Origin of the sequence: Bifidobacterium italicum, from assembly GCF_002286915.1 — a bacterium.
GTDB classification, from domain to species: domain Bacteria; phylum Actinomycetota; class Actinomycetes; order Actinomycetales; family Bifidobacteriaceae; genus Bifidobacterium; species Bifidobacterium italicum.
The window spans coordinates 1-13337 of the sequence record NZ_MVOG01000056.1 but is presented as its reverse complement, the minus strand read 5'-3'; the positions used below and the strand labels follow the sequence as shown (position 1 = coordinate 13337).

The following is a 13337-nucleotide window of genomic DNA, read 5'->3' as shown; positions in this document are numbered from 1 at the left end:
CGACCTCATGGCTCATCCTCGGCTCGGACGAACGCGACGGCACGACCGGTCAGGACGGCACGACCGGCGAACGCACCGACACGATCCTCGTGCTCACCAAACCGAAGAACGGACCGTCCTCGCTGATCTCGATCCCGCGCGACTCGCTCGTCGAGGTCGACGGCGCGCTGAGCAAGATCAACGCCGTGCTCGGCCTGTACGGCAGGAAGCCGCTCGTCGCGAAGGTCGAGGACATCACTGGCCAGAAGATCGACCACGTCGCGAAGATCAACTTCGGGGGGCTGACGACGATCGTCGACGCGCTCGGCGGCGTCGAACTGTGCTACGACCAGGACGTGGACGACGAGAAATCCGAGATGCACTGGACCGCCGGCTGCCACGTCGTCGACGGCAAACAGGCGCTCGCCTTCTCCCGCATGCGCTACTCCGACCCCCAGGGCGATTTCGGACGCGCCCAGCGCCAACGTCAGGTCATCGGCGCGATCGCGAAGAAGGCCGCCTCCCCCTCGACGCTGCTCGACCTTCCCAAGCTCACACGCGTCGGCGACGCGGCGATGGCGGCGATCAGCGTCGACGAGAAGGCGACCCCGGCGACGATGGCGCGCATGCTGCTCGCCTTCCGGGACGCGTCGGGCGCGGGCGGCATCACCGGCACCGTGTACTGGACCGACCCCGGCTACTACGTCGACGGCGTCGGCTCATCGGTGCTGCTCGACGACGCACGCAACACCGAATTGTTCGCGCAGCTCGTCGACGGCACCCGCAAGGCGGGCGTCGTCGGCACGCAAGCCGAGCAGCAGGGCTGAACGTCCCCATCGCCCTCCCCCATTGCGCCGTCGGCGCAACCGTCGGCGCACGACCCGCCGATGATTTGGCGCTTGCGACGCGCCGGCGCAAGCTGTGCGCATGGACAGGACGGGTCGCGGGACCAATCGGATGCGCCGCATGCGGCTGTGCGCCTATGGCGCCCCGCTCGCGGCGCAATGCGCCATGCTCGTGATGCTGCTGGCCCAACGCCAATGGCTGTTCGCGATGATGATCGCCTCGGGATGCGTCGCCTCGCTCGCCTCGCTCGTCCTCATGACGGCGGCCCGGCACGAAGGCGACGCCCCGCCGATGCCGCATGGCATCGCCCCGCCCGTGACGGCGGCATGCCATGCAGGGGATGCGGCCGCGCCGATCATGCCCGCGACGCTCGCCTCCGTGCTCGGATTCGCCGACGACGCCGCCCCCCTTCCGTTCGATCGCGCACCGCTGGTGCGTCGCCGACGCCGGCTGCAGCGCGCCGGTGGGCGTCGATGCGTCCGGCCGCGCAGCCGTCATCGACCTCGCGCGTTTCGGCCCGCACGCGATCGTGGCCGGCACGACCGGCGCGGGCAAGTCGGTGCTGCTGCAGGACTGGTGCCTGGCGCTCGCATGCCGCTACCCTCCGCGCCGCGTCCAGTTCGCGCTGCTCGATTTCAAGGGAGGTTCGGCGATGGACGCCCTCGCCGGCCTGCCGCATGTGCGCGGCTGCGTCAACGACCTCGACCTGGCCTACGCCAAGCGCGCGCTTCTCGCGCTTGAACGCGAGCTGACGCGCCGAGAACTGCTCGCCGCCCGGTTGGGCGTCGCCGACCTGATGGACGCGCCGGATCCGCCCGCCAGACTCGTCGTCGTCGTCGACGAGTTCCACATGCTCACCGGCCAGCTGCCGGACGTCGCCGACCGGCTCACGCGCATCGCGTCGCTGGGCCGCTCGCTCGGCATGCATCTGATCGTATGCACGCAGAACCCGCTCGGCGAGATCGGCGCGCCGATGAAGGCGAACATGGCGCTGCGCATATGCCTGCGCGTACGCGACGCGATGCAGTCGCAGGAGATGCTCGGCGTCGACGACGCCGCACGGCTGCGCGTCACGGAGCCGGGCGCCGCGATCGCGAGGATCGACGACGGGCGTGTGCGGCTGCGCTGCGCGGCCGACCCCGACCCAGCGCGCCTCGTCGCCGAGATAGGGCTCGCCGCGCGCGTGCACGCCCAGCGGGACGCTCCCCCGCTGTTCACGTCGCCGCTGCCCCGGCTCGTGCATGCGCGCGACGTCGGGGCGCCCCCGGGCGCGATCGTGATCGGGCTCGAGGACGACGGCGTGGCCACCGCCCCATGCCTGTTCGACCCCGCCGACGGCAACCTCGCCGTCATAGGACGGCCCGGACGCGGCCGTACGACGCTGCTGGAGACGATCGGCGGGGGCGCCCGGGCATGCGGCGCCGACGTCGTGTGCCTCGACGACGCGGACGTCTGGTTCGACCCGCTCAGCGCCGACCCGCGGGCCGCCCGCGTCCAGGAGCTCGTATGCGCGGGACGACGGTGCGTCGTGTTCGCGCTCGGCTCGTCGCGCCGGCTGCGCGTGCCCGACCATTGCGGCCGCCGACTCGTCTTCCCGGTCGGTGAGCGCGCCGTCGACCTCGCCGACGGGATCCCGGCGGCCATCGTCGACGCGCTGACGGCCGAGGACCTGCGCACGCCGGGGCGCGGCGTGCTCATCGAGGCGGGCCGCGCCCGGATCGTGCAGTGCGCCGTGCGCTGAACGGGCCCCGGACTGCCGTTTTTCACGCGGGGTCTTGAAATCGTGCCGGTTATTGCCTAGCATGAGCAACGTAGTCGTTTTATCGATACCGGACAGAAGAAGGATGTCATCACCATGAGCAGTGCATTCGATTGGCGTGCGAAGGCGGCATGCCGCGACAAGGACCCCGAGCTGTTCTTCCCGGTGGGCAACACCGGCGCCGCCTACCAGCAGATCGAGGAGGCCAAGTCCGTGTGCCGCACCTGCAAGGTCATCGACGCATGCCTCAAATGCGCGCTCGACACGAATCAGGACTACGGCGTCTGGGGCGGCCTGAGCGAGGACGAGCGCAGGGCGCTCAAGCGCCGCGCGATGCGTGCGCGCCGTTCCGCGTCGATGCAGCTCGGCTGACGGCGCACGCCGCCTATGCGAAGGCCCCGGTACCTTCTTGAGGTACCGGGGCCTTCGCATAGGCGGCGTTCAGGCGGCGCGCAGCTTGATGGCGAGCCGCACGCGCGTGCCGCCGGTGTCGACCGGCTCCCAGCGGACGGTGCCGCCGAAGTCGTTCGTCACGAAGGTGTTGATGATCTGCGTGCCCAGACCCGAGCCCGAGGAGCGGGCCATGCCACCCTCCTCCTCGGTGCCCATGCCGTTGCCGTCGTCCTGCACGACGATGTCGAGCTCGGTGCCGCGCCGGTCGGCCGTCACCGTGATATGCCCCTCCTTGCGGCCCTCGTAGCCGTGCTCGACGGCGTTCGTCGTCAGTTCGGTGAGCACGAGCGACAGCGGCGTCGCGTCCTGCGCCGGCATCATGCCGAAGCTGCCGACGAAGCAGATCGAGATGCGCTGGTCGCTCATCGCCGTCAGATCGACGCTCATGCGCAGCAGGTTGGCGATGACCTTGTCGAAGTCGACGATCTCGTCGGCCGACTGGCTCAGCCCCTCATGGACCATCGCGATCGTCTGCACACGCCGCTGCGCCTCCTTGAGCTCCTTCTTGACCTCATCGGACTTCGTCTTGCGCGCCTGAAGCCGCAGCAGAGCGGAGACGGCCTGCAGGTTGTTCTTGACGCGGTGGTGGATCTCGGCGATCGTCGCGTCCTTCGTCTGCAACTCGACCTCACGCCGGCGCAGCTCGCTGACGTCCCGGCACAGCACGATCGCGCCGGTGCGCCCGTGCTCGTCCATCAGCGGCAGCGAGCGCATCGAGACGGCGGAACGGTTCGCGACGAGCTCGGAGTCGATCGCGGCCTTGCCGAGCAGCACGAGCGGCAGCGATTCGGGCACCGGGTCGTTCTCATGGATCAGGCTCGTGCCCACCTCGCTGAGATTGGCGCCCTCGAGCATGTCGACCATGCCCAGACGCCTGAAGCAGCTGATGCCGTTGGGCGACGCGTACTGGACGATGCCGTCGGCGGACAGCAGGATGAAGCCGTCGGCGACGCGCGCGTTGTGCCGTTGGCTGAGGACGGAGTCCTTGTAGGGGAACTGGCCGCGCGGGATCATCCCGTACAGCTGCTTGCCGGCGTCGATGCTTTCGAGTTCGTAGCGGCCGTTCGATTCGCGCGTCGCGAGGTTCGTCTCGCGCACGACGAGACCGAGCGTCTTGCCGCCGTGGCGGATCGGCGCGTACACGTTGCATACCAAGGCGTCGCCGATGCGACGCAGCACCGACGAACGGTAGACGCCGTCCGACTTCATCGCCTCGGTCATCTCCCCCTGCAGCTCGTCGTCGACCCGTTCGCCGACGACGTCGTCGGCGCGCAGGCTCACGACCGTCGAAGGGCGGCACTGGCCGGCGATGACGAAACTGCCGTCGCCCTTCTGCAGCGCGAGCAGCAGGTCGGCCAGACTCAGGTCGGCGATGACCTGCCAGTCGGCGACGAGATGATGGAGCCATTCCTTGTCGGACGCGTCAAAATCGGGGCGCGTCGCGAGAATCTGTGAAAAATCAGCCATGCCCACCATGATAGGCCACAATGAAGCTGTCGCGGTGGCGCGGCTGTACGCGAGGGGCGCAATTGACGAGACGCGTGGCGGCATCGTCAGCAACCTACGCTATAGTAACTTACGATTGCGTAACCAAGCGTGGATGACACGACGGGAGGAAGCGACGATGAGCGCAGGGACGACACAGGCCTCGGGGACGGTCATGGATGGCGACGAGCGGCTCGAACGGCGCCGGCGCGAGCTGGCGCAGGCCAGACGCACGGCGCTCGAGGCGAAGGCCGAGGCGACGCGTAGCAGGGCGCGCGCGAAGGCGGCGACGATCCTGGCGAAGGCGGACAGCCGCGCGAAGAAGGCGATCGCCAAGGGCGAGGAGAAGGCGGCCAAGCTTGAGGGCGTGCGCGCGCCGCGCCGGATCCGCCTCGACGTCCACGGCCGCGAGAAGCCGGCCATGCGCGGCTGGCTGCACGCGGCCGCCACGCCGCTCGCGCTCGCCGCCGGCATCGTGCTCGTCTGCCTGGCGCACGGAGCCGGCCTCAAATGGGCGTGCGCGGTCTTCATGACCGCCTCGCTCATCCTGTTCGGCAACTCCGCCGCCTACCATCTGGGCGACTGGTCGCCGCGCGTGACCGACGTGCTGCGGCGCATCGACCACGTCAACATCTTCCTGCTCATCGCCGGCACCTACACGCCGGTCTCCTTCGCGCTCGACGCGTTCTGGCGCAACACGATCATCATCGGCATGTGGGGCTGCACGGCCGTCGCGATCCTCATCCACGTCGTGTGGATCGACGCGCCGCGTTGGCTGTACACGCTCGTCTACGTCATCTTCGGCGTCTCCGGCGTCGCCTTCATGGGCATGTTCTGGGTCTCCCCCGCCGCCGGCCCTGCCGTCGTGTGGCTGCTGCTGTCCGGGGGCGCCTGCTACATCGCCGGCGCCGTCGTCTACGCGTTGCGCCGCCCCGACCCGTGGCCCCGCGTCTTCGGCTTCCATGAGATCTTCCATCTGGGCACGATCGCCGGCTACGCGTGCCACATGGTCGCGATCTACCTCGTCATCTGCCGCCTCGCGCGGATCGGCTGAGCCGATCCGACCCGTGAGGAAGGCGCCCGCGGGCGGCCATGCATGGCCGCCCGCGGGCGCCTTCCTCACGGGTCGCGTCCCACGCTCAGTCGAGCGGTTTCGATTCCCTGATCGTCACCGAGATGTCGCGGCCGTTGGGGGCCTTGTAGGTGACGACGTCGCCCTCGTGCGCGCCGAGGATGGCCGCGCCGATCGGCGATTCGGGGCTGATGACGTCGTAGTCGGTCGCGACGGCGATGTCGCGCGAACCGAGCACGTACTTCATCTCGCGTCCGGCGAGCTCGATCGTCACGAGCGATCCGTTGCCTACGGTGCCGGCGTCCGGGGCCTCGAGGATCTTCGCGTTGCGCAGCTTGACGATGAGCTCGTTGATGCGCCCCTCGTTCTTGCCCTGCTCCTCGCGCGCGGCCTGATAGCCGCCGTTCTCGGACAGGTCGCCCTCGGCGCGCGCCGCGGCGATGCGTTCGGTGATCTCCTCGCGGTACTCGCCCTCGCGGTACGCGAGCTCCTCCTTGAGCTTGTCATACGCCTCCTGCGTGAGCAGGACGGTCTTCTCCTCCTGAGCCATGATGTCCTCCTTCATGGAAAAGCCTGTGATATGCGAAAACCCGCACCGCGCGGCCGGGACCCCCGGCGCGCGATGCGGACGGATGCGGACGGGCGCCGTTCAGCGCGTGGCGATGATGTCCACGACGAATTCGAGCGTGTCGTCGCCGCCGATGCCCGCCTGCGGCACGCCGCGCGAGCCGTAGCCGTACTCCGGCGGGATAGAGATGAGCAGACGCGAGCCGACGTTGTGGCCCGGGACCGTCTGGTCCCACCCCTTGATGACCTGGCCGACGCCGATGCCGAAGCTCGCCGGCTGGTGGCGTTCGAAGCTCGAGTCGAAGGCCTTGCCGTCTCCCCACACCTGGCCGTGGTAATTGACGGTGACCGTGTCGCCGCGGCGCACCATCGGTCCGTCGCCCTCGACGAGCTCGACGACCTTGAGCCCCTTGGGCGCCTCGTCCTGCGGGAACGTCATCACCGGAAGGTCTCCGAACCCGCCTTCGACCTGGGGCATCTCATTAGCCATGTTTCCTCCTTGGTTCCAAGCACAACGGGACCCAGCCTAGCACAGGACGGCCCGTTGCGCCCATGTCAGCATTCGACGACGTTGAGCGCCAGACCGCCCTTCGACGTCTCCTTGTATTTCGCCATCATGTCCTCGCCGGTCTCCTTCATCGTGCGGATGACCTGATCGAGCGTGACGATGTGCGAGCCGTCGCCGAGCATCGCCATGCGCACCGCGACGACGGCCGTGTTCGCGGCGACCGCGTTGCGCTCGATGCACGGGATCTGCACGAGGCCGCCGACCGGGTCGCAGGTAAGCCCCAGATGATGCTCCATGCCGATCTCGGCAGCGTTCTCGACCTGCCTCGGCGTCCCGCCCACGACCGCGCACAGGCCGGCCGCCGCCATCGAGCACGCCGAGCCCACCTCGCCCTGGCAGCCGACCTCGGCGCCGGAGATCGAGGCGTTGCGTTTGATCAGGTAGCCGACGGCGCCGGCCGTGAGCAGGAAGTCGCGCACCCCTTCGTCGCTCGCGCCGGCGAGCAGACGCCTGTAGTAGAGCAGCACCGCCGGGATGACGCCGGCGGACCCGTTCGTCGGCGCCGTCACGACACGGCCGCCCGCGGCGTTCTCCTCGCTGACGGCGAGCGCGAACAGGTCGATCCATGACGATTCCGACGATTCGAGATGCCGCAGCCCGGCCGAGGGGTCGGCGCACAGCACGTCGCCGGCGCCGCGTAGACGCGCGTAGACGCCGGGCGCGCGCCGCGGCACGTCGAGGCCGCCGGGCAGCACGCGCTGCGCGCTCGTGCAGCCGGCGACGACGGATGCGCGCATCGCCTCCCATATCGCGTCGAGGCGCCTGTCGAGCTCGGCTGCGCCATGCAGCGCCGTCTCGTTGTCGCGCACGACCTGCGCGATCGACTTGCGTTCCGCGGCGCAGATCCCGAGCAGTCCCCCGGCGCTCGTGAACGGATGCGGCACGCCGGCGAGGTCGTCCCCGCGGCGGTACTCCCCCTCTCGCGCCTCCGTGGCGACCTGTTCGGCGTGCGCGTCGTGCGCGTGGATCGGCAGCACCGGATCGCCGACGAGGCCCTCCTGGATGAAACCGCCGCCGATCGAATACCACACCTGCTCGAAGACGACGTCGCCGCACCCGTCGTAGGCGATGCACCGCAGCCCGTTGGGATGCGCGGCGAGGCGGTGCCACACGTCGAGGATGACGTCGTGTTCGAAATCGAACGGGATCGTTCTGACGCCGTCGAGGTCGATGGCTCCGCGCGCGTCGCAGCGCGCGTGGATGTCGGCGAGGTAGGCGGTGTCGACGGCCCTCGGGTCGTTGCCCTCGAGGCCGGCGACGGCGGCCCGGTCCGTGCCGTGGCCGAGCCCGGTCAGCGCGAGCGAGCCGTACAGCGTGACGGCGACACGCGACACATGGGGCAGCACGCCGCGTTCGCGCAGCGCCTCGGCGAAGGCGCGCGTTGCGAGCATCGGCCCGACGGTATGCGACGAGCTGGGACCGACGCCGATGGAGAACAGATCGAGGACGCTGAACATGACTGACAGTATAGGCGTCGAGTCCGCGTTCCGCCGTCGGCTGGCGCCGTCATCCACGGATCGCGCGCCTGACGGGTTCCGTCAGGCGCGCGATCCGTGGATGACGCCGTCGGCGCTCACAGCGTATGGAGCATGATGGCGAGGACGTAGCCGCCGTAGCAGGCGGTGAGCAGGCTGGCGGCGGCGAGCGCGATGACCGCCGCACGGTGCCGAGCGAGCCGTTCGCCGAGCGTGTAGGCGGCGAAGAACGCCGCCATGCCGAGCAGCGCGCCGCTGACCGCGGCGATCGTCGTGTCGTGCGCGGACAGCACGCCGGCGCCGAGCCGGGCGGTGATCATGTCGCGCACGCCGAGGATGACCCACACAGTCCATACGCCGAAGGAGATCGCGCCGATCGTGGCGTAGACGAGCGGCTGCAGCTTGCGGCGCATGCGGTAGGCGAAGGATTCGGCGCACCACAGCAGCGCGAAGCCGACGACGAAGGAGAACATGACGGCGAACAGCGACGCGACGCCGGCCCACGGCAGCAGCGCGAAGACCGCCGGGCGGAAGGTCGCGGTCAGCGGCGCGCAGAAGATCTCGCAGAAGGTGAGCGTCGCGGCGAGTATGACGGCCTGCGCGAGCATGATCGGCACGCCGCTCGCCGGATCCTTCGCGACGCTCGTGTGCGTGTGCGCGGCCATGCCGCCCCTGGATGCGCTGGAGATTGATTCGCTCATGTGGTTCCCGTCGTCCGTAGGTCTCGTGGTCATGATGCTGCGAGTGTACGAAGGAAAAGCGCGCGTTGTGTTACGGGCGGATGACGCCGGCGTGAGCCGGGGCGACGCGGCTTGCGCGCAACGTCGCCGGGCGCGGCTCCGGCCCGCGCCGTTCGCGTCCGGAACATGTCCTGCCCGCACGGCCAATCAGGGCGCGAAGGCCGGTGACCGTCGGAATATCGACGATCACCGGCCTTCGATGTTTGGTGCCCCCAGTGGGACTCGAACCCACACGCCGCAGCGTTCGATTTTAAGTCGAATGCGTCTACCGATTTCGCCATGGGGGCGTTCGTGCCGGCGCAGGACGCGCCGGCACCGTAGGCATTATGCCATGTCAGCGCGCCGCGAGCAAACGCCGTCCCATGTCGAGCACGAGCCCGTCGAGCAGCCCGTGCTCGCTCGCCACATAGGAGTCGATGACCTTGCCGTGGTCGGCGCGAGCCGCTTCGGCGACGCGCGCGAGCACTCGGCTCCAGACGAGCGCGCCGCCGCCGACGACGTCGATGCGCCCCGGATGGATCGTACGGTAGCCGCGCCGCTCCTCGCGGGTCATGTGCAGGAAACGGTCGTCGACATCGAAGGCGGTAAGGAAGTCCATGCGCACGCCGTCGACGGCCGCATGGTCGTATTCGGGCAGCCCCAGCGCCAGCGCCGTCATCGTCGTGACGGTGCCGGACACGCCGATGATCGTGTTGGCGGTGCCGGCCGGCACATGCGCGAAGGCCTCGTCGATGTGCGCGTCGATGTCGGCGACGGTCTCGTCGATCTGCCGCTGCGTCGGCGGGTCGGAGTGCAGATGGCGTTCGGTCATGCGCACCGAGCCGATGTTCATCGAGAACGCGGCGCGCGCCTTCGTCGCAGGCATCGCCTCGCCGTCGCCGCCGACGACGAGCTCGGTGGAGCCGCCGCCCAGATCGACGACGAGGAACGGCGGCTCGAGGTCGTCGCGCGACGTCATCGCCGTGGCCGCCAGGAAGCTCAGGTCGGCTTCCTCGGTGCCGGAGATCACTTCGGGGCGCACGCCGAGGATCGATTCGATCGTGTCCTCGAACTCCTTGCGGTTCTCGGCGTCGCGCGTCGCCGACGTGGCGACGAAGCGCAGCGCGTCGACGCGGTGCTCGGCGAGCACGGCCGCGAACTCGCGCGCCGCGGCGTAGGTGCGTTCGAGCGCGTCGTCGGCGAAGCGATGCGTCTCGTCAACGCCTTCGCCCAGACGCACGACGCGCAGCATGCGCGGCACGACGTCGTGGATGCCGTCCGCGTCGACGCGCGCGATCTTGAGGCGGATCGAGTTCGTGCCGCAGTCGATGCCGGCGACGACGACCGACGGCTCCGACGCGCTTTCCTCATTGCTTTCGTCGCCTTCGCCGCCTTCGTCGCGCACATCGCGTTCGGCGGCGTGACGGCGCGCGCGGCGCGCGGCGCGGCCCTCGTCGAGCGGCGCGCAGCGGCAGACGTCGGCGTCGAACTCGCCGCTCATCCGTTCGAGCGCGTCGTCGCCGATCGGGTTGACGCGCGGGCCCATGACGAGGCTCTGCGCGACGAGCGCGTGCAGGCACTTGACGCGGGTCGGCATGCCGCCGGCGCTCGTGCCCTCGATGTGCGTCTCGTCGTCGCCCAGACGCGCCGCCAGCGCATGGCGGAACGCAAGGTACATCACATGGGCGCGCTCGTAGGCGCGGCGCAGATCCTCGTCCTCGGCGAGGAGCGCGTTGTACTCCTTCATCAGGCCTTCCGCCTCGAGATGCGATGCGGCCTTGACGGCCTCCGGGCTCGTCAGGTACATCGTCGTCGGGAACGGAATCCTGCCGTCGACGAGCGGACGGGTGACGACGGCGAGCGGACGGCCGCAGCGGCAGCGCGCGCCGACGGCGACCATGCCGCGCGGGAAGCGTCCCAGCTGCGCGCCGACGACCTCGACGTCCTCCTCGCTCGCCGGCGCGGCAAGGAAACGGTCCACGAGCTCCTCGGCCCGCTGCATCATCTCGGCATCGAAATCGGTCACTGCTGCTCCTTGTCCTGATCGTCGGACGGCGTCGCGGCGCCGGCGTCCGCCTCGTCGTGTGCGTCCCGGCCACGCGTCTTGTCTTTGCCGGCGTCGGCCTCCTTGAATGAGTACGCCATCTCGCTGTACCACGGCAGCGTCGTCTCCTGCGTGCCGTCGGCGCCGTCGAGCGGCGTCGGCGTCTTCTTGCCGGTCACGGCCTCGGGATGTTCGACGCGGATCGGCTGTTCGCCGGGGAACACGTAGCCGAGGCGTTCGCGCGCCTGCGCGGTCACATAGGCGTCGTCGTCCCAGCGTTCGATGTCGTTCTCGAGCTCCTGCTTCTGCGCGACGAGCGCCGCCTCCTGCTTCCTGAGACTGTTGAGCTCCGACAGGTCGAGCGCGTACGAATGGAAGGTCGAGATGAGCTGGATGAGCCCGAGCGCGACGATGAACAGCGCGACGAAGAAGGCGATCGGCCCCGCGCTCGTCCGCTTGGCCGGTCGTTGCTTCGCCTGCGTGGCGCGTGGTCGTGTGCTCATGGATACGAAAATACCCGCCGCATTCGACGAGCGGATGCGGCGGGCGGCTGCGTTCACATGACGGTCATGCGACGACGGAGGTCGCCGCATGACGGATGATCACATGTACTGCTTGCAGGCCTTGAAGGCGCTGTAGCCGGCGTACTCGGCGGTCGAACCGAGCTCCTCCTCGATCTCGAGCAGGCGGTTGTACTTGGCGATGCGCTCGCCGCGGGCCGGGGCGCCGGTCTTGATCTGGCCGGTGTTCTTCGCGACGGCCAGATCGGAGATCGTCGTATCCGGGGTCTCGCCGGAACGGTGGGAGACCATCGACGTGAAGCCGTTCTTCGTGGCCAGCTCGATCGCGTCGAGGGTCTCGGAGACGGTGCCGATCTGGTTGAGCTTGACGAGCAGCGAGTTGCCCGCGCCCATGTCGATGCCCTTCTTTAGGCGCACCGGGTTGGTGACGAAGAGGTCGTCGCCGACGAACTGCAGACGGTCGCCGAGCGCCTTCGTGATCTTCGCCCAGTCTTCCCAACCTTCCTCCTGGAACGGATCCTCGATGGAGACGATCGGGAACTGGTCGACGAGCTTCTCGTAGAAGTCGAGCATGTAGGCCGAGTCGCGGTCCTCGCCGTCGAAGTGGTACTTGCCGGTCTCCTTGTTGTAGAACTCGGAGGAGGCGACGTCGAGCGCGATGCCGATCTGCTTGCCCGGCTCGTAGCCGGCGGCCGAGATGGCGTCCATGATGTACTTGAGCGAATCCTCGTTGGTCTTCATCTTCGGCGCGAAGCCGCCCTCGTCGCCGAGGCCGGTGGCCAGACCCTGCTTCTTGAGGACGTTCTTGAGGGTGTGGTAGACCTCGACGCCCGCCTGCAGCGCCTCCGAGTAGGTCTCGAAGCCGTACGGGGAGATCATGTACTCCTGGATGTCGGTCGCGAAGTCGGCATGCGCGCCGCCGTTCATGATGTTCATGTTCGGGACCGGCAGGATGTGGCCGTTGGTGCCGCCGATGTAGCGGTAGAGCGGCAGTTCGGCGGTCTCGGCGGCCGCGTACAGGGCGGCGAGCGAGACGCCGAGGATCGCGTTGGCGCCCAGACGGCCCTTGTTCGGGGTGCCGTCGAGCTCGATCATCAGGTCGTCGAGCGCGCGCTGGTCGGTGGCGTCCATGCCGATGACCTTCGGCGCGATCTCCTCGTTGACGGCCTTGACCGCGCCGAGGACGCCCTTGCCCTGGTAGACGGACTTGTCGCCGTCGCGACGCTCCCAGGCCTCCGCCTCGCCGGTCGACGCGCCAGAAGGCACGAGGCCGATGCCACGGGCGCCGTCCTCGGTGTCCAGCACGACCTCGACGGTCGGGTTGCCGCGGGAATCAAGAATCTGGCGTGCATACACGCTTTCAATTGCTGCCACAACTGCTCCTTGTGTGTACGGGTTGTGATGACATCTGCAAGAGTAATGCCGTTGTTGGACGATTCGCAACTTCCCGTCGGCGAAAACTGTGAGCGCTCCCAGCCCGGCGCGGCCGCCGCGCGTCCCGTGGCGGCGCCGGCGCACGGGAGCCCGAAACCATACGGATCACCCCCGGTTGTCCAACGGTTCTGGCAACAATGGACGCCGACACGGGGTGCCCGGGCCATGATCTCAAACATGTGCTGGACCTCCCCGCCGCGGTATGACGCGACGGGCGGGAAAGCGGATCGGCTGGGCTGAGATCACACTCGTCGAACCTGAAATAGGCAATGCTATCGAAGGGAATGTCATGTCCGTCCCGGAGCAGATCGGCGCCGTCATGTCCAGTGCGCCGTCGTCGACATCCGCATCATCCTCATCAGCCGCATCGTCGGCGACCCCTGCGTCGTGCGCCGCGCCCCGCTGGGCCCGGCGC

The 13337-nt window shown here is 69.0% G+C and carries 12 protein-coding genes and 1 tRNA gene; 4 read left to right on the top strand and 9 right to left on the bottom strand.

Annotated elements, in window-relative coordinates; translation table 11 throughout:
* The 3 genes from B1400_RS09080 to B1400_RS09070 form a co-directional block, all read left to right on the top strand.
* Window positions 1-806 (top strand): LCP family protein (locus B1400_RS09080; protein WP_095614059.1); only part of this gene is annotated, 806 nt, incomplete at its 5' end.
* Window positions 807-1156: 350 nt separating this feature from the next.
* Entirely contained in the window at window positions 1157-2566 is a 1410-nt protein-coding gene (locus tag B1400_RS09075) for an FtsK/SpoIIIE domain-containing protein (protein WP_235607413.1), read from the top strand.
* A gap of 114 nt (window positions 2567-2680) precedes the next feature.
* Window positions 2681-2956: a WhiB family transcriptional regulator gene (locus B1400_RS09070; protein WP_024541252.1), complete on the top strand. Its 276-nt coding sequence runs from the start codon at window positions 2681-2683 to the stop codon at window positions 2954-2956.
* A gap of 69 nt (window positions 2957-3025) precedes the next feature.
* Here the strand turns inward: B1400_RS09070 and B1400_RS09065 are convergent, their stop codons facing one another.
* Window positions 3026-4504, bottom strand: a complete 1479-nt coding sequence (locus tag B1400_RS09065) for a sensor histidine kinase (RefSeq protein WP_095614058.1) — start codon at window positions 4502-4504, stop codon at window positions 3026-3028.
* 193 nt (window positions 4505-4697) lie between these two features.
* Here B1400_RS09065 and trhA point away from each other — a divergent pair, with 193 nt between their 5' ends.
* Window positions 4698-5576 (top strand): PAQR family membrane homeostasis protein TrhA, encoded by an 879-nt coding sequence (gene trhA, locus B1400_RS09060; protein ID WP_095614062.1) that lies wholly within the window; start codon window positions 4698-4700, stop codon window positions 5574-5576.
* Between the two features lie 85 nt (window positions 5577-5661).
* Here the strand turns inward: trhA and B1400_RS09055 are convergent, their stop codons facing one another.
* The 8 genes from B1400_RS09055 to eno form a co-directional block, all read right to left on the bottom strand.
* Entirely contained in the window at window positions 5662-6144 is a 483-nt protein-coding gene (locus tag B1400_RS09055; protein ID WP_095614057.1) for a GreA/GreB family elongation factor, read from the bottom strand.
* Window positions 6145-6243: 99 nt separating this feature from the next.
* Window positions 6244-6651: an FKBP-type peptidyl-prolyl cis-trans isomerase gene (locus B1400_RS09050; protein ID WP_095614056.1), complete on the bottom strand. Its 408-nt coding sequence runs from the start codon at window positions 6649-6651 to the stop codon at window positions 6244-6246.
* 65 nt (window positions 6652-6716) lie between these two features.
* Window positions 6717-8186 (bottom strand): L-serine ammonia-lyase, encoded by a 1470-nt coding sequence (locus B1400_RS09045; protein WP_095614055.1) that lies wholly within the window; start codon window positions 8184-8186, stop codon window positions 6717-6719.
* Window positions 8187-8302: 116 nt separating this feature from the next.
* Window positions 8303-8905, bottom strand: a complete 603-nt coding sequence (locus B1400_RS09040) for a cadmium transporter (RefSeq protein WP_235607412.1) — start codon at window positions 8903-8905, stop codon at window positions 8303-8305.
* A gap of 243 nt (window positions 8906-9148) precedes the next feature.
* Window positions 9149-9231: transfer RNA gene (locus B1400_RS09035), tRNA-Leu, on the bottom strand.
* A 47-nt stretch (window positions 9232-9278) separates the two neighbouring features.
* Window positions 9279-10928 (bottom strand): DUF501 domain-containing protein, encoded by a 1650-nt coding sequence (locus B1400_RS09030; RefSeq protein WP_095614060.1) that lies wholly within the window; start codon window positions 10926-10928, stop codon window positions 9279-9281.
* 17 nt (window positions 10929-10945) lie between these two features.
* On the bottom strand, window positions 10946-11470 hold the full coding sequence (locus tag B1400_RS09025) for an FtsB family cell division protein (RefSeq protein WP_095614054.1): 525 nt from the start codon (window positions 11468-11470) through the stop codon (window positions 10946-10948).
* A gap of 99 nt (window positions 11471-11569) precedes the next feature.
* Window positions 11570-12862, bottom strand: a complete 1293-nt coding sequence (eno, locus tag B1400_RS09020; RefSeq protein WP_024541243.1) for a phosphopyruvate hydratase — start codon at window positions 12860-12862, stop codon at window positions 11570-11572.
* Between the last annotated feature and the right edge of the window lie 475 nt (window positions 12863-13337).

Coding starts and splice junctions, on each gene's coding strand:
- B1400_RS09075 (WP_235607413.1), top strand. CDS start 1,157: ATGCAGGGGATGCGGCCGCGCCGATCATGCCCGCGACGCTCGCCTCCG.
- B1400_RS09070 (WP_024541252.1), top strand. CDS start 2,681: ATGAGCAGTGCATTCGATTGGCGTGCGAAGGCGGCATGCCGCGACAAG.
- B1400_RS09065 (WP_095614058.1), bottom strand. CDS start 4,504: ATGGCTGATTTTTCACAGATTCTCGCGACGCGCCCCGATTTTGACGCG.
- trhA (WP_095614062.1), top strand. CDS start 4,698: ATGGATGGCGACGAGCGGCTCGAACGGCGCCGGCGCGAGCTGGCGCAG.
- B1400_RS09055 (WP_095614057.1), bottom strand. CDS start 6,144: ATGGCTCAGGAGGAGAAGACCGTCCTGCTCACGCAGGAGGCGTATGAC.
- B1400_RS09050 (WP_095614056.1), bottom strand. CDS start 6,651: ATGGCTAATGAGATGCCCCAGGTCGAAGGCGGGTTCGGAGACCTTCCG.
- B1400_RS09045 (WP_095614055.1), bottom strand. CDS start 8,186: ATGTTCAGCGTCCTCGATCTGTTCTCCATCGGCGTCGGTCCCAGCTCG.
- B1400_RS09040 (WP_235607412.1), bottom strand. CDS start 8,905: ATGAGCGAATCAATCTCCAGCGCATCCAGGGGCGGCATGGCCGCGCAC.
- B1400_RS09030 (WP_095614060.1), bottom strand. CDS start 10,928: ATGATGCAGCGGGCCGAGGAGCTCGTGGACCGTTTCCTTGCCGCGCCG.
- B1400_RS09025 (WP_095614054.1), bottom strand. CDS start 11,470: ATGAGCACACGACCACGCGCCACGCAGGCGAAGCAACGACCGGCCAAG.